The organism is Mesorhizobium sp. M1322 (genome assembly GCF_040318085.1).
Taxonomy (GTDB): Bacteria; Pseudomonadota; Alphaproteobacteria; order Rhizobiales; family Rhizobiaceae; genus Mesorhizobium.
This window is the reverse complement of record NZ_JAMYLP010000008.1, coordinates 83,040-102,186: the sequence shown is the minus strand read 5'-3', so window position 1 is coordinate 102,186 and position 19,147 is coordinate 83,040. Positions and strand designations below refer to the sequence as shown.

Genomic DNA, 19,147 nt, shown 5'->3' with positions numbered 1-19,147 from the left:
GCCTTGCAGGCGACAAATTGTTTGGCCACATAGACTTATGATCCGCGCATCGCTTTTCCTTGCAGCTTGCCTCGCCGCCAGTACGGCAATCGGGGCGCGGCCGGCTCTGGCCGCCGAGTCGCCGTTCGAACCGGGGCTGATGCGGCTGGCGGAGGTGCTCGGATCGCTGCATTTCCTGCGTAATCTATGCGGCGAGAAGGGCGACCAGTGGCGGGTCGAGATGGAGAAGCTGATTGCTTCGGAAAACCCGGATCCGGAGCGGCGCGCCCGCTTCATCGCCAGCTTCAACCGCGGCTACCGCTCCTTCGGCGGCACCTACACGCAGTGTACCGCCTCGGCGACCGAAGCCATCAGCCGCTACATGAAGGAAGGCGAGACGCTGTCGCGCGACATCGCCTCGCGCTACGGCAACTGACTTTCGTACCTCTGCTTGTGCCGGTGGCGTCTTAGTGCAATCCTTATGTTGCACTTCTGCAACGGTATTAACGAAACGTTACGGCGCGGATGTGGAATTAACTCAAACTGAAGGTTTTCATCCCGCTCGCCGGCCTAATCGGCTAAGTTTGAATCGGATCGAACGCAGGTTTGCAAAACGTGACCAGCCCTTGTCGAAACGACCCTATAAATGTCGTATTTACAAGTACTTACTTAACCTGCGTGTAAAAGGGACAGCCCAAGCGCTGATCCGCATCTGCCGGATCGCCGCTTGAAAAGGGTGGACATCGCAATGGAACATGGCGTCAACGACATCGACGCGCTGGTCAGGGAAGAAAAGCGCCTGACCGCCGTGGAAAGCCACAGCGAGGCCTGGGCGGAAGGGCTTTCGGCCGGAATCGAGCCGGAAATCATCGCCGAGGCGGCCCTCGAAACCGCGTTCGGCGAAATGCTGCGCGCCAATGGCGAGACCTCAGCCCTTGCCCTGCTCGACCGCATGCGTGAAAAGGTAATTGCCGGGGCCTTCGAACCAGGACGGCTGCGGCACTGAACCGGCATCAGGATCTTTGACCACGGCGTGCCGCTTGGGCGTCACGCCCCGAGTATACCTGGGCGGGCCTGGGCACCTGGGCGGGCCTGGGCACCTGTAAGGGCCTGGGCAACTGGACGGAATCATGGAGAGGCAGACGGTGAATTTTTCGACGTCAGGCCAGCCGCGCGGCTTAGCCCTCAGCATCCGGCTCGCCGCTTTTTGCACCGCGGTTCCGCTAGCGCTTTGCCTCGCAAGCAGCCCTGTTTATGCGCTGAGTGAAATCAAGCGCGAGGACCTGCCCTCGCCAGTCATGCCGCCCGCCGATGATGACATGTCGCCGCCCGGAACCGCGGTGCCGATGCCCGACCCGCCCGGCACGGCACCGCCTGCGGCCAGCCAGCCGACGTCGCCCGACGAACGGCAACAGATCAAACCAGGCGGGCCAACAGACGATGGTGGCATCGCCAATCCGCAAGCCGATCCGGATGAACCCTTGCCCGAGGTCGTCTACGATCTCGGCAAGCTGCCGGAGCCGGTCAGGCGCATGCACGATCTGATTATCGGGGCCTGCAAGAGCGGCGACATCGAAAAGCTCCGGCCGCTGATCGGCCAGGGCGATAGGATGACCCAATTGTCGCTGAGCGAGATCGAAGGCGACCCGATCACCTTCCTGAAAGGTCTTTCGGGCGACACGGAAGGCCAGGAAATCCTCGCCATCCTGGAAGAGGTGCTCAGTGCCGGCTACGTCCATGTCGATGTCGGCACGCCGCAGGAGCTCTATGTCTGGCCATATTTCTTCGCGCTGCCGCTGGACAAGCTCGACGCCAGGCAGCGGGTCGAGCTGTTCAAGATCGTCACCGCCGGCGACTATGACAGCATGAAGCAGTTCGGCGCCTACATCTTCTACCGCGTCGGCATCACGCCGGACGGACAGTGGACTTTCTTTGTCGCCGGAGACTGAGCAGCATTTCGCCCTGCCTAAAGCCCGCCTAAATTTAGAGCATTGGACCCTAAATAGGTTTTGGGAAATCCGATGCTCAAAGAAAGAGATAGAGCGGCGGTACGATTCGAAGTCCACCGCTCTAATTTAGACCGGCAGCGCCTCGGAGAACTCCACCGCCCGGCCCTGCCCTGGCGTGACGATCTCGCCTTCCCACATCACACGCCGGCCACGCACGATGGTGCCGACCGGCCAGCCGGTCACTTCTCTGCCGTCATAGGGCGTCCAGCCGGCCTTCGAGCCTGCCTGCGCATTTGTGATGGTCTCGCGTCGCTTCAGATCGACGATGGTGAAATCGGCGTCGTAGCCGGCAGCGATGCGGCCTTTCCTGGCCATGCCGAAGGTACGCTGCGGGCCGTGGCTGGAGAGGTCGACGAAACGTTGCAACGTCAGCCGGCCGGCATTGACGTGATCCAGCATGATCGGCACCAGTGTCTGCACGCCGGTCATGCCGGACGGCGAGGCCGGATAGGGTTTTGCCTTCTCGGCCAGCGTGTGCGGGGCGTGGTCGGAACCCAGCACATCGACAATGCCTTGCGCAATGCCATGCCAGATGCCGTCGCGGTGGCGCGATGCGCGCACCGGTGGGTTCATCTGGATCAGCGTGCCAAGCTGCGCATAATCGTCCGCGCTCAGCGTCAAGTGATGCGGTGTCGCCTCGCAGGTCGCGACGTCCTTGTGCCGTTCGAGGAGGGCGATCTCCTCGGCGGTCGAGATGTGCAGCACATGGATGCGCGCGCGAGCCTGGCGCGCGATGCGCACGAGGCGCTCGGTGCAGCGCAAGGCGGCGATCTCGTCGCGCCACACCGGATGCGAGGACGGGTCGCCCTCGATCCGTTCGCCGAACCGCTCGCGCAGCCGGAATTCGTCCTCGGAGTGAAAGGCGGCGCGGCGGCGCGTATTCCTCAGGATCGAGGCGACGCCCTCGTCGTCCTCGACCAAAAGGTCGCCGGTGGACGAGCCCATGAATACTTTTATACCGGCAGCACCGGGTAGCCGCTCCAGTTCGCCGGCATCCCCGGCATTGTCGCGGGTGCCGCCGACCCAAAAGGCAAAATCGCAATGCATGCGGCCGGTGGCGCGCCGAACCTTGTCGGCAAGGGCTGCTTCGCTAGTGGTCAGCGGATTGGTGTTGGGCATCTCGAAGACGGCGGTGACGCCGCCCAGCACCGCTGCCCGCGAGCCTGTCTCCAAATCTTCCTTGTGCTCCAGCCCCGGCTCGCGGAAATGCACCTGGCTGTCGACGACGCCGGGCAGGATGTGCAGGCCGCGACAGTCGACTGTCTCGCCGGCGGAAGCCTGGCCGAGATCGCCGATGGCGGCGATGCGCCCGCCGTTGATGCCGATGTCGCGCCGGCCCTCGCCATCGTGGTTGACCACCGTGCCGCCTGTCAGGATGAGGTCGTAGGTCGTGGCCATGCTGATCCGGTCTCTTGCGGGGGGAGTGTCAGCGGCTTACGTAATGGCCGACTGTTTTGCAAGATCAGGTTGTTTTCCGCCTATGCCCTTTGCCCTACTGAAAGATCGCGCACTCGTTTCCGTGTCAGGCCCGGATGCAGAGAACTTTTTGCAGAACATTCTGACCACCGACCTCGACACACTGGCTGCCGGCGAAGCAAAGCCTGGCGCCTTGCTGACGCCACAAGGCAAGATTCTGTTCGACTTCCTGATCTCCCGCGCTGGTGAGAATTCCTTCCGCCTCGATTGCCAAGCCGATATATCAGATGATTTCATCCGACGGTTGATGCTCTACAAATTGCGCGCCAAGGTCGAGATCGCCAAGGCAGATCAAGGGCTTGTCGCTGTTGCGTGGGGTAACGATTCAACCACTTCGCAATTTGATTCAACACCGGTTGCCGATGCACGGTTCCTCGACGCAGCCGTCAACCGCTTTTATTGCGTCACCGCCGCGGGCGGCGATCCGGCCGCATGGCAAGCTCTGCGCGTCGCCCATGGGATTGCCGAAAGCGGCAGCGACTATCAGCTCGGCGACGCCTTCCCGCATGATGTGCTGCTCGACGAGACCGGCGGTGTCGGCTTCAGGAAGGGCTGCTATGTCGGCCAGGAGGTGGTCTCGCGCATGCAGCATCGCGGCACCGCCAGACGGCGGGTCCTGATCGTTTCGGCCGAACGGCCCCTGCCGGCTCCTGGCGCCGAACTGACAGTTGCCAGGCGACCGGTCGGCACGCTTGGCACTGTCGCCGGCACGGCTGGCCTCGCGATCGCCCGTATCGACCGCGTCAAGGCAGCGCTCGACGCCGGCCAGCCGATCATGGCGGATGACGTCCCTGTGTCGCTCACCATTCCGGCCTGGGCGAAGTTCACTTTTCCGCTGGAAACCGTTGGCCCGCAGGAATCCGTCGGCGCGGAGGAGGCCTGATGGCGGCCGACCGTGCGGGCGCGCCACCACGCGCCTGGCAGCGTATGCTGTCGGGCCGTCGGCTGGATCTGCTTGACCCCTCGCCGCTCGACATCGAGATTTCGGACATCGCCCATGGGCTTGCCCGCGTCGCCCGCTGGAACGGCCAGACCAGCGGCGATCACGCCTTTTCCGTTGCCCAGCATTCGCTGCTGGTCGAGGCGCTTTTCGGCGAGCTGGTCCCGGACGCCCCGGCCGACGCGCGGCTGGCGGCTTTGCTGCACGACGCGCCGGAATATGTCATCGGTGACATGATCTCACCGTTCAAATCGGTGATGGGCGGCAGCTACAAGGAGTGCGAACTGAGGCTGCAGCGCGCCATCCATCGGCGCTTTTCGCTGCCGGTCGAACCTAGTGCGGGCCTGCGCAAGAAGATCAAGCGCGCCGACCAGATCGCCGCCTATTTCGAGGCAACGCTGCTTGCCGGCTTTTCGACCGCCGAGGCAACCGAATTCTTCAGCCGGCCGCGCGGCTTCAATGCCGACCGCTTCGATTTCACCCCACGTTCGGTGACCTGGGCGCAAAACGCGTTCCTCAAACGATATGCGGCAATCGAGAAATCGCGGCGCCAAACGCTGCAGCCGGCCCACTGAAAAACGGTAAATTAACCGGAGGGGATCACAGTGCCGTGTTCGATCACGGTCTGCAGGCAGCCTCATGTCCGTCACTCATGTCAAGGCTGGTTCGCCCGTCCGCGGACGGAGGGCCGAAGGCATAAGTCTGCCGCGACGGATAGAAGACGAACTGCGCAAACAGAATGATCGTTTTTCGGCCGCCGTCGAGAACATGTCGCATGGGTTGTGCATGTTCGATGCCGACGAGCGCATGATTATCTGCAACGGCAATTATATCAGCATCTTCTGCCTTGACGCCGAGATCGTGCAGCCCGGTATCCGGTTTTTCGACATCCCAGCACAGCGTCGACATCGGCGTCGCCGCGCACAGCGCCGAAGAACTCTACGCCATCCGAAAGCCCTATATCGACCGGGCGAAACCCTCGACCTACGAGGAAACGCTGTCTGATGGCCGCATCATCAACATCTCGCACCGGCCGCTGGCTTCAGGCGGCTGGGTGTCGATCTATGAGGATATCACCGAACAACGGCGCGCCGAGCAGGAGCTGAAGGAGCAGCATCGACGCTTCGACGCGGCACTCGCCAACATGTCGCAGGGCCTTTTGATGTATGACGCGGACAGCAGGCTGATCGTGCGCAACGAACGTTTCCTGGAACTCTACCTCGTGACCCCGGCCGATTTTCCGCTTGGCATGAGCCACGGCGACGCGCTCGAGCAGCTCGTGCGCCTGGGTATTTATGCAGAGATCGACATCAAAAGCGAAATCTCGAAAACCGCGGCCTGCCTTCAAGCCGGGGAAATGCGGTCAACCTACCGCCATCTTGCCGATGGCAGAACTCTTTTGGTCGTGCGGCAGCCGATGAGTGGCGGCGGCTGGGTCGCAACCTTCGACGACGTCACCGAGCGCAGGCGCGTCGAAGAGCGCATGACCCACCTTGCACATCACGACACGCTGACCAACCTGCCCAATCGCTCGATGTTCCGCGAACGGCTTGACCAGGCCTTGGGCGAGGCCAAGGACCTGGCGATATTTTCGCTCGACCTCGACCGCTTCAAGGCTGTCAACGACACCTGGGGGCACCCGGCGGGCGACTGGCTGCTGAAATGCGTGGCCGAGCGGCTGCAAAATTGCCTACGCAACGAAACGGACGTGGTCGCCCGTTTCGGCGGCGATGAATTCGTCATCATCCAGTTCAATACAAAAGGTGCCGGCTCAAAAGGTGCCGGCGATGCGGAAAAATTGGCAAAACGCATTGTCGACATTATCGGAAAGCCATTTCGCGATAAAAGCCGCGACATGCATGTCGGCATCAGCCTTGGCATCGCCCTTTTCCCCAATGACGGCAGGGACGCCGACACGCTGCTAAAAAACGCCGACATGGCCCTTTACAGAGCGAAAAGCGAAGGGCGCAACGTCTATCGATTCTTCGAGCCAGGCATGGATGCGATGGTGCGGGCACGGCGCGCACTCGAAACCGACCTCGAGACAGCGCTGCCGCGGCGGGAATTCGAGCTTGATTTCCAACCGATCATGAACATCGCCTCCAGCGAGATCGTCGGCGCCGAAGCCCTGATGCGGTGGCACTCGCCGGCACGCGGCTTGGTGCCGCCAGAGGACTTCATCCCGGTCGCCGAAGAAATTGGGCTGATCGCGCCGCTCGGCGAATGGGCGCTGAGGAAAGCCTGCACGGTGGCGGCGGGCTGGCCGCATGGGCTGCGCATCGCGGTCAATGTCTCGGCTGTGCAGATCAAAAGCGGCACCTTTGCCCGCAGCGTGATCTCCGCGCTGGCATTTTCCGGCGTGCCGGCCGATCGGCTTGAATTGGAAATCACCGAAACGGTGTTGATGGATGAGAGCGATACCGTGCTCAAGACGCTCAGGCAGTTGCGCGACCTCGGCATCCGTATCGCGCTGGACGATTTCGGCATCGGTTATTCGTCGCTCGGCTATCTCCGCCGCTTCCCTGTCGACAAGATCAAGATCGACCGCTCCTTTATCCGCGACATCGACAACCGCGACACGGCCGCGATCGTGCGCACGATCATCGGGCTGGGTGCGCAGCTTGGTATGACCGTCACCGCCGAAGGCGTCGAAACCGAAGCGCAACTTGAATTCCTGCGCAGGGAAGGCTGTGTCGAGGCCCAAGGTTACCTGATTGGCATGCCGTCGAATGCGGCGGACATCCAGCGCCTGCTGAGATCGAACGAGACGCTCAGCCAATCCGGTTGAGGCATTGAAATCCGCTGGATGGATTCAGTTCCCGTCTACACCGCTTGGTGCCCTACCGTCCCGGCCGGTCGAGCCGCTCCAGGAACCATTGCGTCAGCCGCACCCAGACCTCGTCTTTTTCGCCGGAATCTTCCCAGCCATGGTCGAGGTTGGGATTGTCGTTGACCTCGATGACGAAGACACCGTCCTTGGTCTCCTTCAGGTCGACGCCGTAGAGGCCGTCGCCGATGCAGCGCGCCGCCCTCACCGCCGTCTCGACGACATGGGCCGGCGCCTCTTTCAAGGTAAAGGTCTTGATGCCGCCCTGGTCGGGCTTGCCGTTGGCCTTGTGGTTGACGATCTGCCAGTGCTTCTTGGCCATCAGATAGTGCACGGCAAACAGAGGCTGGCCACCGAGCACGCCGACGCGCCAGTCATATTCGGTCGGAATGAATTTCTGTGCGATCAAGAGATCGGAATCCTCCAGCCATTCGGTGGCAAGCGTTTTCAGCTCCTCGAAGGTGGCGCATTTTTTGACGCCGCGTGAAAACGACGAGTCCGGGATCTTCAGCACCAGCGGAAAGCCCAGCGTCTGCGCCGCAACTTCGAGATCCGAGGTGCCGGCGATCATCACCGTCGGTGGCACCGGAACCTTGTTGTAGGTCATCAGCTCGTTGAGATAGACCTTGTTGGTGCAGCGGATCATCGACAGCGGATCATCGATGACAGGCATGCCTTCCTGCTGGGCGCGGCGCGCGAAGCGGTAAGTGTGGTTGGAGATCGAAGTGGTCTCGCGGATGAACAGCGCGTCGTAGTTGGCGAGTTTGGCCAGATCCTTTTTGGTGATCGGCTCGATTTCGACGCCCATTTTTTCGGCGATCTTGGCCCAGTAGCGCAGCGACGAGATCTCCGATGGCGGCAACTCCTCATGCGGATCGACCAGCGTGGCGAAGGTGTAGCGCGCCGGCGTGCGGCCCTTGGTGTCACGCCACTCGCGGTTGGTGTAGGTCTCAAGGCACTGAAGGAAGCGCTTTTCTTCCTCCTCGGTCATCCTGGCCAGCGGATGGAAGCCGATCTTGCGGATCGATGCCCATTCGGCGCTGTCCGTAATGTGGACTTCCAAAGCCGGCGCTCGGAACCAGTCGAACAAAAGCTTGGCGAAGCGATCCCATATCCTCGACGGGCCGATGCCGAAGAAGATGCAGACTTTTTGCGGAAAGGCGCCGCCCAGATCCTTGCGGCATTTGTTGAGCGCGAGTTCCAGCTCCGGCAGCGCATGATCGTAGAGCTTGCGCTCGGACAGGTCGATCATCGTCTCGACCGTCGGGATGACCTTGTGGCCGCGCGAACCGGCGAGCAGCGAGGCATAGTAGCCGCGGCTTTGGTAGCCGTAATTGTTCGACAGGTTGATGACCTTCGGCCGCTGGCCGCGGAACAGCGCCGGATGGGCAAGATAGTCGCGATTGGTGATGATCTTGTGCGGTGTCGCCACCTGATCGAGATCGTTCTGCCGGCCGGTAAGGATGACCCAGGTCATTGTCTGTCGCGCTTTCCGAGGGTGATGGCGGCACGCAATCCATCGCGGCCGAACTGCGCCATATTCATGAAGATGCCGTAAGGCACGGGAATGTTGGCGGCATCAAGAATGGTCTCCTGTCTCTCGTCTTCGACCCAGGGATCGTGGATCAGGATATGGTCGCCGTCGTCGCCGATGGCCAGCACCCAGTGCGGAACCTTCTTGCCGAACATCAGGAAGCCGCTGATCAGGACCAACACCAGTTTCCCATCGGCGATCGCGGTGCGGATGTCGTCGATGGCGAATGGACGGTAATTCACCGGGATGCCGTAAAGTTCCGCGCGCCGGCGAAAGTCGACCTGCGCCAGTTCCATCACCCGGCGCTTGTCTTGGCTGCGCACCGACTGCAGGAACAGCGCGCCATGGAAGGATACATATATCTCGGCAGAGAGCCCGCTTTCGTGGCCGGCAACGGCGAGGCCGAACGGCTCGCAGCCGCCAGGCCCCGACATCATGAAAACGGTGGTCGCCTCGCGCCACAAACGGATTTCCATGACCGGGTCGGGCACGAAGCCGGGCTCGAAATTGGCCATTGCCATCATCAGGCAGCACGGGCCGCAGGTGAATTCGCAGGTCTGCTGGTAGAACGGCACCTTGGTGGCGACCGGAATGTCGCCCCGCAAGGTCTTTTCGTAGCGCAGCGCAGTGGCGCCGTCCTCGTAATAGCCCGGTTCGCGGCCGATCTTGCGATAGCCGCTCTGCTCGTAGATGCGAATGGCTCGGCTGTTGTCCTCGCGCACCTCAAGGCGCAGCATCATGCGGTTGTGTTCGAAGGCGGTCTCCTCCGCCGATGCCAGCAGCATGCGGCCAATGCCGAGCCCGCCGAAAAAGGGACCGATGGCGATGGAATAGAGCCGCGCGACGCCGCTGCCTTTGCGAAACAGCACAACCGCATAGCCGGCGACGCGGCCGTCGCTTTCGGCAACCAGCAGCTCGGCCCTTTCGCGTTCGATCAGCTGGCGAAAGGAGCGGCGGGAAATGCGGTCGCTCGAGAAAACAGCCTTCTCGATGACGGCGAGGTCATCGACGTCGGACGCGCGGGCCTTGCGAATCTCGGCAGGCATGCGGGCTCAGAAAACCTCGATTGGGTTGTGGAAAAGGCCCTGGTCAGAAGTGTCGACAACACAGCCGAAGCGCCAGCCTCCGTCAAGCGCTATCGCACCTCGATTCGGGCTCAATTGTGACAGTTTCGGCTGGTGCATGACCCCGAAAATCGAAATCGATTTTCGGAAAGGATCATGCACAAAAAACAGGCGCAGCTCAGCTGGCCCGCCCGGCCAGAAGCTGGCTGTAGGCGCTTTTGGCCACCGCAGTCAGCTGCGCGCGCGGCAGCGAGCCGACGACGGCGCAGCCATAGCCCTTATCCAGCCAGTAGACGGCCTCGGGGCCGTTCTCTTCCGACCCATAGGTGCCCTTGGCCTTCTCGGCCGATTCGGCCGTGACGAACAGCGAGATGCGCTCGCCTTTGTCGTCCTCATAAAGCAGCATCGCGGCCTTGCTCTCGCCAGCGGGCAGCAGCCGGCCGCCGACGAGCTGGAATCCTTGCGCCGCCAGATCCGGTGCAACCAGCTTCAGGCCGACCCGATTGGACAGCCAGGTCTGCAGATGATCCTTGTCGCTGGCGGGCACTTCCACCGCATGCCGCTGCTCGGCGGCATAGATGACATGGGCTGCGATCGCCTGCTCGGCGAGCTGGTCCTCGGCGGGGTCTTCCAGACCGAGATGGTCGATGCCGGCGACATAACCGCCAACACCGCCAATCGCGAGCATCACCGCTGCGGCAGCCGCGAGCCACCAGCGCGAGCTCAATGCCGCCGTCTTGACCGGCGCCTCGCCGAGCACGGTCTTCTGCAACCGCGCCGGCACCGGTTCGTCGAGCACGCCGGCGAAGGCGGCACGAAGGGCTGCGCGGTCGGCGATATAGCGGGCGCTCCTCGCCTTCATTTCAGGATTGGCGTCGAGCCAGACGTCGTACGCCGCGCGCTCGTCAACCGGCAACTCGCCATCGAGAGCCATATGGATGTCGCGTTCGGAAAAATCGCGCCGGGTCATTTCTCGACAATCCTTATCGTCCGGCGACGCGCGGCGTCATCCAGCAGCCCGCGCAACTCATCACGCCCGCGCGCGATGCGCGACATCAGCGTGCCGGCCGGCACTCCGAGGATGTTGGCGGCCTCGGCATAGGAAAAGCCTTCGATGGCGACCATGACCAGTGCTGCGCGCCGGTCGGGACTGATCGCCTGTAATGCGTCGATAATCTCGCGCGAGGCGATGCTCTCCATCTGCTCGGCGGGTGCTGCCTGCGCTTCACCCGCTTCCAGTGGCAGCATCGCGGCTTCGCCGCGCCGGTTCACCTTGCGCATCTGATCGATGAACAAATGATGCATGATCGTAAACAGCCATCTCCTAGGGCTTTCTCCAGTCTGCCAATTGTCGAGCCGCACAAGCGCCCGTTCGAGACAGTCCTGAACGAGATCGTCGGCGGAATCGCGGTCGCGCAGCAGCGAGCGCGCATAACGGCGCAGGCGTGGTATTTCGCCAAGGATTGCTGCCTTCTTTTCGTCCATGACCGCTGGTTCTGAGGTCGCCCTTGTTCAGCCGATTGAACGCGCCTTCGCGGCGCGGCGCAAGCGGCCGGCGCGAAACGGTCCGCCGCCCCGGTCACCCAAGCAATGCAATAACGCTGGCGCGGACCGGTTTATTCCCGGCCGGCGCTGGTGCCACCCTGTCAAGGCGCTGCACGCTATGAAGAGAAGCCTGAGGTTGAAGCGCGCCCTGAAGGGCGTATATTCTGAGTCGTATATTTGGTATATTCGAACTTGGATATACGTTTGGAGAATCGATTTGTCTCTGTACATCCGCGATAACGAGGTCGACGCGCTGGCTCGTCAGTTGCAGTCCGCCATCAAGGCCCCAACTAAGACTGAAGCGGTGCGAATCGCTCTCAAGCGCGAGCTTGAACGAGCGAACTCTGTCCTTCCGCTGAGCGAGCGTATCAAAAAGTATCAGGATGCCGCGAGGGCACTCGGTCCCGATGACCCCACCTTCGATATGAAGAAATTCATGGACGAGGCCTGGGGGGAACCCGATGTTTCTTGATGCTTCCGCCATTATTGCGCTGATTTTGAGAGAGGCAGATGCGGAACGTCTGCTGAGAAGGATTGAAACTGCCGAGACGCTCTATTTCTCGCCGAGTTCCGCTTTTGAAGCTATCCTCGGAATCGCCCGCAGGAAATCTGTGGCTGAAAGCGGCGATCAAGCTCCGACACCGCCTGCTCTGATCGATCAATGCCAAACCATCGTCATCGGCTTCTTGGCCGAACTCAAGGCCGTGGAAGTTCCACTGGATGGTGCCATTCGCGAACTCGCAGTCAAAGCCGCGCGCGACTACGGTCGATATGTCGGCCATCCCGCCAAGCTGAATTTCGGCGACTGCTTCAGCTATGCATGCGCCAAGGCCTACCGGGTACCTACAAGGGCAATGATTTCTTGCAGACCGATCTGGCCTGAATACTATCCGGCTTCGGATTTGGCTGCTCTTGTCAGCAGCCGCTGGTAGAACAGGCCGATGCCGATCAGTACCGCGCCGAGGCCGATGAAGGACAGCGCCCTCAGCACGCCTTCCAGTTCCGACATATCGAAGAGGAAGACCTTCAACACGGCGACCGAGATCAGCGCGGCCGACGCGATGCGCAGCACCTGCGACTTCAGCCAGACGCCGGCAGTGAGCAGCGCCACACCGATGATCAGCCACAGCGCGGAATAGGTGTAGGTCTCGAGCTGACCGAGGCCGCTCCACAGGCCGATGAACTCGCCCCTGAACAGCCGCCGCACCGACAGCGTCGCATAGACGAAGGCAAGCAGTGCTGCCACCAGCGCCAGCATCGCGGCATACCATTTCGGCCGCTTGTCTCTGCTATAGAGCGCGAGCCCGCCGGCAGCGGCGGCCGGCAAGAGATAGGCGAGGAACAGCAGGTTGAACACCGGGATTCGCCCGGTCGATTCGTCGGTGAACAGCGGGTTCAGCGCCAAGAAATGCTGGACGACGATGAAGGCGACCGAGACCACGCCCGCGGCAAGCGAACCATAACGCAGCACCGAGCTTGGCGAGCGCATGTCGATGGCGACCAGGATGGCGCCGGCGCCAAGGGCGATCAACGTGTAGATCGCCTGCTCGGCGAGCGTCGCAGCACCCGTGTCGATGACGCCGTCATGCATGGCGTGGCGGACCAATATGGCAACCGTGAGCAGCGCAAACAGTGCTGCGCCCGCTTCCATGGCGAGGCGCGGCCGGCCATTGGTGGTGCGGGCGAGCTGCCAGGCAGCAAAGCCGAAGGCCAGCGCCGGCACGCCGTACCCTGGCAGCAGCCAGTTGAACACCGGCGTCGTCGACAGGAATTCGGCGCCGACGATTGTCGGATCGAAGGCGATACGGCCGAGTACGGCAATGACCGCGCCGACCGAAATCCAGCCGAGCACCGGATAGGCGCGCCAGCGGGTGACCAGCGCCGGCACGATGGCCGCGGCTCCCAGGAGGATGGTGGTCCAGCCGGACCCAAAGGCCATGTAGAGCATCAGCAAGGCAGCGACTGCTGCCCCGCCAAGCGCGAACGAGACGGCAGCACCGCCCCGTAGCGGCGGCTGTTCACCGCGCGCGATCCACTCGCCGCCGGTGGCGAAGACCACCACCAGAAGGGCTGCAATCGCCGCGTAGACAAGATCGCGGTCGAGATTGCCGAAGGTGAACCAGAGCGCCAACAGAATGACCAGCGGTGAGACAGCGCCCCATGCCGCCCATGAGGCGGCGCGGATTTGTGCCGACGCGGCAAATTTGCGCGCTGTCCAGAAGCCGGCGCCGATGAACACAACTCCAAGAAAGATACCGATCCTGAGCATCAGCGTATCGGCAACTGCCGCCGGCAGACCTTCGACGCCGAGAACGCCACCTGAAAAGTCTGAAGCGACGGAGGTTGGCGGAATGATGCCGAGATAGACCAGCACCGTCGCCAGCCCTGCGGCGTGCAGAAGCGCCAGCGCCAGCGGCCGGTAAAGCGCTACCGCGACCAGGGCTGCGATAAGGGCTGCTCCCGGCAGAGCATCGCCGGCAGCGTATGCCGGGTCGACGAACAGCGACATCGCCGAAAGGCCGACGAAGAAGCCAGGTGCGATCGACGGCCAGTCGAAGCCCCTGGCGGGCTCTGCTTCGCCACCGCGACGGCCGAGCCAGATGAAGGCAAGTACGGCCAGGGTCACCGCATTGATGAAGAGAATGACAGGCAAGTTGGTGCCCGGCGCATCAGTCATGTAAAGAATGGTCCACAGGCCGGTGCCGACGAACGCTGCCGTCATCAGCAATTTCCAGTCGCGCACGCGGGCGATGACGCCGGTGGCGGCGAGCACGATCGCCAAATAGCCGAACAGCGCCCAGGGATTAGGCGCCTGCGAAGCGACCAGCATCGGCGTCACCACCGCGCCGAGCAGGCCGACGCCGGCCAGCGCCTGACCGTGGACGAGCGCGGCCGCGATGGTCGCCACACCGATGGCGCCGAGCAGCGTGAAGGCGAGCGCCGGCCCGATGAAGCCGTAAACGCCATGCGCGGCATAAACCGTGCCGAACAGGATGAAAGCACCGGCCGCCGTCAGGATCGCCGGAATATAGGCGCCGGCGACGCCCTGCACCGGCACCCTGAAGCCGGTGCGGCGGATGAACTCGCCGACGGCGACCAGCACCAGCCCGAGCATTGCTGCCATGCTCAGCCGCACACTGGGACCGAAAATGCCGGCCTCGATGGTGTAGCGGATCAGGAACAGGCCGCCCAGCGCCAGCGCGATGCCGCCGACCCAGACCGCCCAGCGGGTGCCGAGCGCCGTTTCGATGTCGGGCTTTTTCGCCGCTTTCGCCGTCGCGGTGGCCGGTTGCGCAGGTGCAGATCCAGCCGGCGCCGCTTCGCCTGCAGCCCACGGGCCGGATGCAATCTCCCCGGCTTCAACCTCTGTGGACGGCTTTTCCTCAGCCTCGCCCGCCGGTGGCGGGACAATATCGGTCACGGCCGCAACTGCCGCGTCTGCTGGCATGCTGTCGTTTGCAGCCTGTTCTACCGGCTTGGCCTGTGGCGGGGCCACATGCGCGCCCGAAAGCACGAGACTGCGCAGTGCACCAAGTTCGCGCTCGATCAGGCCGATGCGGCTCTGCTGGCGCGAGACAATGACGAACAGCGCGATGATCGCGACTAGACCGATCAGGCTTTCGAACATGGCGGTTCCCCCAAACCAGGCCAGTAGTTACTGACAAATACGGCCAGACGGCCAGCCGAGTCAGCGCGCCGCCAGATTGGCGGCCGGAAAGATCGAGCACGTTTCGGTACCGAAAGCCAGCAGCGGCGCCGGGTATTTGTTGCCGATGATGCGCTGGAGCAATTCCAGGCCGGTATATTTAGGGATGTCGCCGCGCGGATTGGTGCCAAGGCCGAGCGGCGAGACCCGGCCGGGATAGAGTTCCACTTCGCTCATGTAATGATTTCTCTGGCGGCGGTCTCGGCGCCAATCTCCTTGCCCGCTGCGTGGTGCTTGCGCAAGGCGACGAGAAAGCCGGCGCGGGCACCGGGCGCCTCGATCCCGCGCGGCTCGTAGACATGGCGGGTAAAAAAGAAGCCGGTCAGCCGGAACGCGTCCTCGATCGCCGCCGGATCGGCGCGCAGGCTGGAGCCGCGCTGTAGGAAGGCGGGGAGCACCAGCATCTTGTCGCGCCATGGCGCGCCTGCCGCGCGTGACACGGCACGCCCGGATTTCGGCGAGACATAGGCGAGGTCCTGCCTGGCGCCGGTCGCCGCACACTGGCTGAGATCGAGGCCGAAGCCGAGTTCGTCGAGAATCAGCAATTCGAAGCGTGCCACCAGCTCGCCGGCAGCGTCTGCATCGTCGAGATGGGCGATCATCACGGCCAGCGTCTCGTAGAGGCCGTCATGGGCGTCGCGCTCGGGCAGCAGGCGCAGATGCGCAGCCATAGTCTGCAGCCCATAGATGGCGACGGCGCTGTCCATCAGCCGGGCGGCGTTCATCTCGATCGCCTCGACCTGAAAGGTGCCGAGGTGTTCGTCGAGCCGCGCCCGCCACAACAGGTCGACACGGTTCCCAGGCTGCAGAACCGGCTGCTGCTTGCGCGAGCGGCCGCCGCGCACAAGGCCGAGATGGCGGCCGTGCGCACGCGTCATGACCTCAAGAATGGCGCTGGTTTCGCCATGCTTGCGGGTGCCGAGAATGATTCCCTCGTCGCGCCACTCCATCAACGGAGCTTGTCACCGGTTCGGTGGCGAAATCAAGATTGCTGAGCCTCGGATGCCAAGGCTCCAATCTCGGGGTTAACAAAGAGCCGTGACAGTCACGCCGACGAGTGGCGCAACCTGAAACAAAAAAACCGCCGCGGCGGCGGTCGCTGGCGCAAATCAGCACTATGCTGAATTACTAGAATAACTGACGGCACAAAGCAAGAACAAAATCGCTTCAGCTGCGCTGCCCCTCATTGCCCTGCCGGGCATTTCTCCCCGTATAGTGACCTATCGCATTCACACATCTCGGTTGCGCTTTGGGGCGAAGCTCGATTCTATTTCGGCGGGAAAGACGAAGGAGGTTTGAATGACCGGGATCGAGTACGGGCTGGGGCGATTTGGCGATCGCCGCCTGGAAAAAGGGGGGCCTGCTTGCATGCCGCGCTGGTCGCGCGGCCCGGATCGTGTATCCGCCGGCTCGGCGGTAGGCGGGCGGGCGAGATGCAGTTCACGCGATTTCTGCGCAATCGCTCAGTGAGCGCTGCGGAGATGTCGCGGCATGCCAGCGAACAGACCGGGCGGCGCGCGGCCGGTCGCCATGTCGTTGCCGTGCAAGACAGCTCGGAATTGGTGCTGGGTTCTCGGCGGGCGCGGGCAGGCTATGGGCCGGTCGGCAATGGCAATGCAGCAGGTCTGCTGCTGCACCCTGTGCTGGCGGTGGAGACCGGCACGGGAGCGCTGCTGGGCCTGGTCTCGATGCAGGTCTGGAACCGCAGCGCAGGAGAACTGGCGCCGCGGCGCAAGCGGGCGACGGCGAACAAGGAATCGCAGCGCTGGATCGACGCAACCAAGCAGGCCGGCGCGGTTTTGGAAGGGGCGGCCAGCATCACCATGGTGTCGGACCGCGAGAGCGACTTTTACGAGCTCTTCGCGGAGCGCCCGCACAATGTCGAGCTGATCGTGCGAGCCTGCCAGAACCGGCGGATCGAGGCCTCGCAGGAAGAGCCAGGCTTGCTGTTCGCCTTCATTGACGCCCAGCCTGAGCAAAGCCGCTTTGCAGTGACCATCCCCGCCGCGCCCGGACGACGCGCACGCGATGCCGAACTGGCGGTGCGCTTCGCGCCGGTGACGGTGCGGCGACCGTGCAACGGAGCCGATCCGGCGTTGCCCGAGACGCTCGGTTTGACACTGGTCGATGTTCGCGAGGTGTCGAAGCCGAAAGACGGCAGCGAACCGGTGCATTGGCGGCTTTTGACCACCCATAGTGTCACCACCGCGGCCGAAGCGCGCCGTGTTGTCGACCTCTACCGGTCGCGCTGGACCATCGAGGAGTTCTTCCGCACCCTCAAGACGGCAGGCTTCGATATTGAGGCGGCCGACATCGGCGACCCGCACGCCATGATCAACTTCGCCGCCGCCGCCACGATCGCCGCCGTCACCATCAAGCAACTCGTGCAGGCCCGCGACGGCAACACCGATCAGCGCCTCGGCGATGCTTTCGATCCCGACGACCGTCCCATTCTCGAAGCCGTCTCAGCCAAGCTTGAAGGCAAGACCGAGCGACAACGCAATCCCCATCCCAAAGGATCTTTGGCCTTTGCAGCCTGGGTTATCGCTCGCCTCGGCGGTTGGACCGGCTACTACGGCAAGCCAGGCCCCAAGGTCATGCGCATCGGTCTCGCCGAATTCTCCGCCATCAAATACGGAGCCACGCTCGATGTTCATAATGTGTGAATCCGATAGGTATAGTGACGGGGAGAAGAGGCTGGCCGTAGCTTTGTTGCACTTTCTGCATTGGCGATTGGCGAAACCGTCGATGGTGGCGTCCTTCGCCCCGTTTACGGGGAGAAGATGCCGGCAGGCAGATGAGGGGCGGCGCAGACGTTCGCAAATGCTGCGCCAGCCTCGCAAGCGGGCCAGTCGGGCCAATCAACCTGCGTGAACATACCCGGGCAACAAAAAAGCCCGCGAACCTTGCGGTCCGCGGGTTGCTGTCAATTGCTGCCGATCAGCTCTTCAGCGCGGCATTGCAAAGGCTGTAGAAGCCGCCGCCCTTCTGGATCCACTTGAGGCCACCCAGCGTATCGGCCTCCTTGTTGGCGTGGTACTGGTCGCGGCAGGTATGCATACGGGCCTTGGACGGGGTTTCGCTGCTGTATTTGGTGGAGATCGCCTTCGGAAACGTCACACCCTGGGGAGCGGTGACGGTCGGCTTTTCCGGCTGGCTGGTGAGGCTTGCCTGATCGGCTGCCGGCTTGGTGTCGTCGTCGAAAGCACTGGCACCGCACTGGCTTATGCGGAAGTCATTCCATTTCATGCCGTTCAGCGTGTTGGCGGTCTTGGCCGCCCGATATTTGGCGCCGCACTCCGCCCTGCTGAGGCCGCTGCCTGCCTTGGCAGTTGCCGCTGCCTTGGTCGTCGCAGCGGCGGCCGCATCGTCGCTGGCAGCGCTGGTGCTGTCCGCCGCGGCTGGCGTGGCGTCGGCGGCGTCGGTACCGCATTCTGCCTTGCGGAACTGGTTCCAGTTCTGCCCGCCAAGTGTTCCGGCGTCCTTTGCCGCGTTATACTTGGTGCTGCATTCAGTCATGGTCAGCGCATTGGCGGGCGCCGCCAGGAATAAAGTCACGACGGCGAGACCCGTCAAAGTGGCAAGTCGATGGATGAGCATGCGTCTTCTCCCTCCGATGTTCACGATATGTACCAAGTGAGCAATAGCACTCAACGACTGGTTGCGCCAGAGGCTAAATGGCGTAAAAGCTGTCGGAAAGTGCATTATTTCGATAAAGTCGTAGCCAGCTCCTGTCCGCCAGGTAAATTTTCCCGAGCGCTTTTGCACGGAAAGCGCGCATAGAGCGGCCCCACAGTGAGGGACTGCCTGACATGGCGGGTTGGATCGAGTGTCGCCGGTGCGGCGCAATTGAATGCCCGATCCAGGGCCACTCGACCCGCGGATTACGAATTCAGTGCCTGCTGACTGACACAACAAAGAATCCAGATGCAGTCTGAAGTTCCTGAACGCTGCTGCCGCAACCAGCGCAGGAAACTTGAAAATCCACGCACGAGCGTGACACAAAACACACAAAACAACAATTTTCTAAGGATTGGTGACCTATAATCATGCATTGTGATGATAGG

The 19,147-nt window shown here is 62.7% G+C and carries 18 protein-coding genes and 1 pseudogene; 10 read left to right on the top strand and 9 right to left on the bottom strand.

The window, feature by feature from the left end; translation table 11 throughout:
- The first annotated feature begins 37 nt into the window (after positions 1–37).
- The 3 genes from NKH12_RS05375 to NKH12_RS05365 all read left to right on the top strand — a co-directional run bounded on the left by NKH12_RS05375 (position 38) and on the right by NKH12_RS05365 (position 1,928).
- Complete coding sequence (locus tag NKH12_RS05375; protein WP_127313528.1) at positions 38–415, top strand: TIGR02301 family protein; 378 nt, start codon at positions 38–40, stop codon at positions 413–415.
- A 312-nt stretch (positions 416–727) separates the two neighbouring features.
- A complete protein-coding gene (locus tag NKH12_RS05370; RefSeq protein WP_077381793.1) occupies positions 728–985 on the top strand; it encodes a hypothetical protein in 258 nt (85 codons plus the stop codon).
- Positions 986–1,124: 139 nt separating this feature from the next.
- The gene (locus tag NKH12_RS05365; RefSeq protein ID WP_352952186.1) at positions 1,125–1,928 is read left to right on the top strand and encodes a hypothetical protein; all 804 of its coding nucleotides are present in this window, start codon (positions 1,125–1,127) and stop codon (positions 1,926–1,928) included.
- A gap of 126 nt (positions 1,929–2,054) precedes the next feature.
- Here the strand turns inward: NKH12_RS05365 and NKH12_RS05360 are convergent, their stop codons facing one another.
- Complete coding sequence (locus NKH12_RS05360; protein ID WP_352952167.1) at positions 2,055–3,386, bottom strand: dihydroorotase; 1,332 nt, start codon at positions 3,384–3,386, stop codon at positions 2,055–2,057.
- 82 nt (positions 3,387–3,468) lie between these two features.
- Here NKH12_RS05360 and ygfZ point away from each other — a divergent pair, with 82 nt between their 5' ends.
- From ygfZ to NKH12_RS05340, 4 genes and pseudogenes are all read left to right on the top strand, one after another.
- Positions 3,469–4,347, top strand: a complete 879-nt coding sequence (gene ygfZ, locus NKH12_RS05355; RefSeq protein ID WP_352952166.1) for a CAF17-like 4Fe-4S cluster assembly/insertion protein YgfZ — start codon at positions 3,469–3,471, stop codon at positions 4,345–4,347.
- Positions 4,347–4,979 (top strand): HD domain-containing protein, encoded by a 633-nt coding sequence (locus NKH12_RS05350; protein ID WP_352952165.1) that lies wholly within the window; start codon positions 4,347–4,349, stop codon positions 4,977–4,979. Before ygfZ ends, NKH12_RS05350 begins: the two co-directional genes overlap by 1 nt.
- A 64-nt stretch (positions 4,980–5,043) precedes the next feature.
- Positions 5,044–5,443, top strand: a pseudogene (locus tag NKH12_RS05345) (PAS-domain containing protein); the annotation flags it as partial.
- Between the two features lie 105 nt (positions 5,444–5,548).
- Positions 5,549–7,192 (top strand): putative bifunctional diguanylate cyclase/phosphodiesterase, encoded by a 1,644-nt coding sequence (locus NKH12_RS05340; RefSeq protein ID WP_352952185.1) that lies wholly within the window; start codon positions 5,549–5,551, stop codon positions 7,190–7,192.
- Positions 7,193–7,244: 52 nt separating this feature from the next.
- On the opposite strand, the gene NKH12_RS05335 is transcribed toward NKH12_RS05340, so the two are convergent.
- From NKH12_RS05335 to NKH12_RS05320, 4 genes are all read right to left on the bottom strand, one after another.
- Positions 7,245–8,708, bottom strand: a complete 1,464-nt coding sequence (locus tag NKH12_RS05335) for a RimK family ATP-grasp domain-containing protein (RefSeq protein ID WP_352952164.1) — start codon at positions 8,706–8,708, stop codon at positions 7,245–7,247.
- The gene (locus NKH12_RS05330; RefSeq protein ID WP_352952163.1) at positions 8,705–9,811 is read right to left on the bottom strand and encodes a peptidase C39 family protein; all 1,107 of its coding nucleotides are present in this window, start codon (positions 9,809–9,811) and stop codon (positions 8,705–8,707) included. Before NKH12_RS05330 ends, NKH12_RS05335 begins: the two co-directional genes overlap by 4 nt.
- A 196-nt stretch (positions 9,812–10,007) precedes the next feature.
- Positions 10,008–10,799 carry an anti-sigma factor family protein gene (locus NKH12_RS05325; RefSeq protein WP_352952162.1) on the bottom strand — a complete coding sequence of 264 codons (792 nt, stop codon included), beginning with the start codon at positions 10,797–10,799 and terminating at the stop codon, positions 10,008–10,010.
- Positions 10,796–11,314, bottom strand: a complete 519-nt coding sequence (locus NKH12_RS05320; protein WP_352952161.1) for a sigma-70 family RNA polymerase sigma factor — start codon at positions 11,312–11,314, stop codon at positions 10,796–10,798. The genes NKH12_RS05325 and NKH12_RS05320 overlap by 4 nt, the downstream gene beginning before the upstream one ends.
- 277 nt (positions 11,315–11,591) lie before the next feature.
- Between NKH12_RS05320 and NKH12_RS05315 the strand changes: the two genes are divergently transcribed.
- Positions 11,592–11,846 (top strand): type II toxin-antitoxin system VapB family antitoxin, encoded by a 255-nt coding sequence (locus NKH12_RS05315; RefSeq protein ID WP_352952160.1) that lies wholly within the window; start codon positions 11,592–11,594, stop codon positions 11,844–11,846.
- On the top strand, positions 11,836–12,306 hold the full coding sequence (locus NKH12_RS05310) for a type II toxin-antitoxin system VapC family toxin (protein ID WP_352952159.1): 471 nt from the start codon (positions 11,836–11,838) through the stop codon (positions 12,304–12,306). The genes NKH12_RS05315 and NKH12_RS05310 overlap by 11 nt, the downstream gene beginning before the upstream one ends.
- On the opposite strand, the gene NKH12_RS05305 is transcribed toward NKH12_RS05310, so the two are convergent.
- Genes NKH12_RS05305 through recO form a run of 3 tightly spaced genes read right to left on the bottom strand, consistent with a single transcriptional unit; the run spans position 12,261 to position 16,030 of the window.
- Positions 12,261–15,002 carry a DUF2339 domain-containing protein gene (locus tag NKH12_RS05305; protein ID WP_352952158.1) on the bottom strand — a complete coding sequence of 914 codons (2,742 nt, stop codon included), beginning with the start codon at positions 15,000–15,002 and terminating at the stop codon, positions 12,261–12,263. The two genes, NKH12_RS05310 and NKH12_RS05305, sit on opposite strands and share 46 nt — an antisense overlap.
- A 60-nt stretch (positions 15,003–15,062) precedes the next feature.
- Positions 15,063–15,257, bottom strand: a complete 195-nt coding sequence (locus NKH12_RS05300; protein WP_352952157.1) for a hypothetical protein — start codon at positions 15,255–15,257, stop codon at positions 15,063–15,065.
- The gene (recO, locus tag NKH12_RS05295) at positions 15,254–16,030 is read right to left on the bottom strand and encodes a DNA repair protein RecO (protein WP_352952156.1); all 777 of its coding nucleotides are present in this window, start codon (positions 16,028–16,030) and stop codon (positions 15,254–15,256) included. The genes NKH12_RS05300 and recO overlap by 4 nt, the downstream gene beginning before the upstream one ends.
- A 483-nt stretch (positions 16,031–16,513) precedes the next feature.
- On the opposite strand from recO, the gene NKH12_RS05290 reads away from it, so the two are divergent.
- On the top strand, positions 16,514–17,746 hold the full coding sequence (locus NKH12_RS05290) for an IS4 family transposase (RefSeq protein ID WP_352952155.1): 1,233 nt from the start codon (positions 16,514–16,516) through the stop codon (positions 17,744–17,746).
- 274 nt (positions 17,747–18,020) lie between these two features.
- Here the strand turns inward: NKH12_RS05290 and NKH12_RS05285 are convergent, their stop codons facing one another.
- The gene (locus tag NKH12_RS05285; protein WP_352952154.1) at positions 18,021–18,680 is read right to left on the bottom strand and encodes a hypothetical protein; all 660 of its coding nucleotides are present in this window, start codon (positions 18,678–18,680) and stop codon (positions 18,021–18,023) included.
- Between the last annotated feature and the right edge of the window lie 467 nt (positions 18,681–19,147).

Excerpts from the sequence above, each read along its gene's own strand:
- NKH12_RS05375 (WP_127313528.1), top strand. The coding sequence starts at position 38 with ATGATCCGCGCATCGCTTTTCCTTGCAGCTTGCCTCGCCGCCAGTACG.
- NKH12_RS05325 (WP_352952162.1), bottom strand. The coding sequence starts at position 10,799 with ATGACCCGGCGCGATTTTTCCGAACGCGACATCCATATGGCTCTCGAT.
- NKH12_RS05350 (WP_352952165.1), top strand. The coding sequence starts at position 4,347 with ATGGCGGCCGACCGTGCGGGCGCGCCACCACGCGCCTGGCAGCGTATG.
- NKH12_RS05305 (WP_352952158.1), bottom strand. The coding sequence starts at position 15,002 with ATGTTCGAAAGCCTGATCGGTCTAGTCGCGATCATCGCGCTGTTCGTC.
- NKH12_RS05330 (WP_352952163.1), bottom strand. The coding sequence starts at position 9,811 with ATGCCTGCCGAGATTCGCAAGGCCCGCGCGTCCGACGTCGATGACCTC.
- NKH12_RS05300 (WP_352952157.1), bottom strand. The coding sequence starts at position 15,257 with ATGAGCGAAGTGGAACTCTATCCCGGCCGGGTCTCGCCGCTCGGCCTT.
- NKH12_RS05320 (WP_352952161.1), bottom strand. The coding sequence starts at position 11,314 with ATGGACGAAAAGAAGGCAGCAATCCTTGGCGAAATACCACGCCTGCGC.
- recO (WP_352952156.1), bottom strand. The coding sequence starts at position 16,030 with ATGGAGTGGCGCGACGAGGGAATCATTCTCGGCACCCGCAAGCATGGC.
- NKH12_RS05340 (WP_352952185.1), top strand. The coding sequence starts at position 5,549 with ATGTCGCAGGGCCTTTTGATGTATGACGCGGACAGCAGGCTGATCGTG.
- NKH12_RS05290 (WP_352952155.1), top strand. The coding sequence starts at position 16,514 with ATGCAGTTCACGCGATTTCTGCGCAATCGCTCAGTGAGCGCTGCGGAG.
- NKH12_RS05360 (WP_352952167.1), bottom strand. The coding sequence starts at position 3,386 with ATGGCCACGACCTACGACCTCATCCTGACAGGCGGCACGGTGGTCAAC.
- ygfZ (WP_352952166.1), top strand. The coding sequence starts at position 3,469 with ATGCCCTTTGCCCTACTGAAAGATCGCGCACTCGTTTCCGTGTCAGGC.
- NKH12_RS05310 (WP_352952159.1), top strand. The coding sequence starts at position 11,836 with ATGTTTCTTGATGCTTCCGCCATTATTGCGCTGATTTTGAGAGAGGCA.
- NKH12_RS05335 (WP_352952164.1), bottom strand. The coding sequence starts at position 8,708 with ATGACCTGGGTCATCCTTACCGGCCGGCAGAACGATCTCGATCAGGTG.
- NKH12_RS05370 (WP_077381793.1), top strand. The coding sequence starts at position 728 with ATGGAACATGGCGTCAACGACATCGACGCGCTGGTCAGGGAAGAAAAG.
- NKH12_RS05285 (WP_352952154.1), bottom strand. The coding sequence starts at position 18,680 with ATGCTCATCCATCGACTTGCCACTTTGACGGGTCTCGCCGTCGTGACT.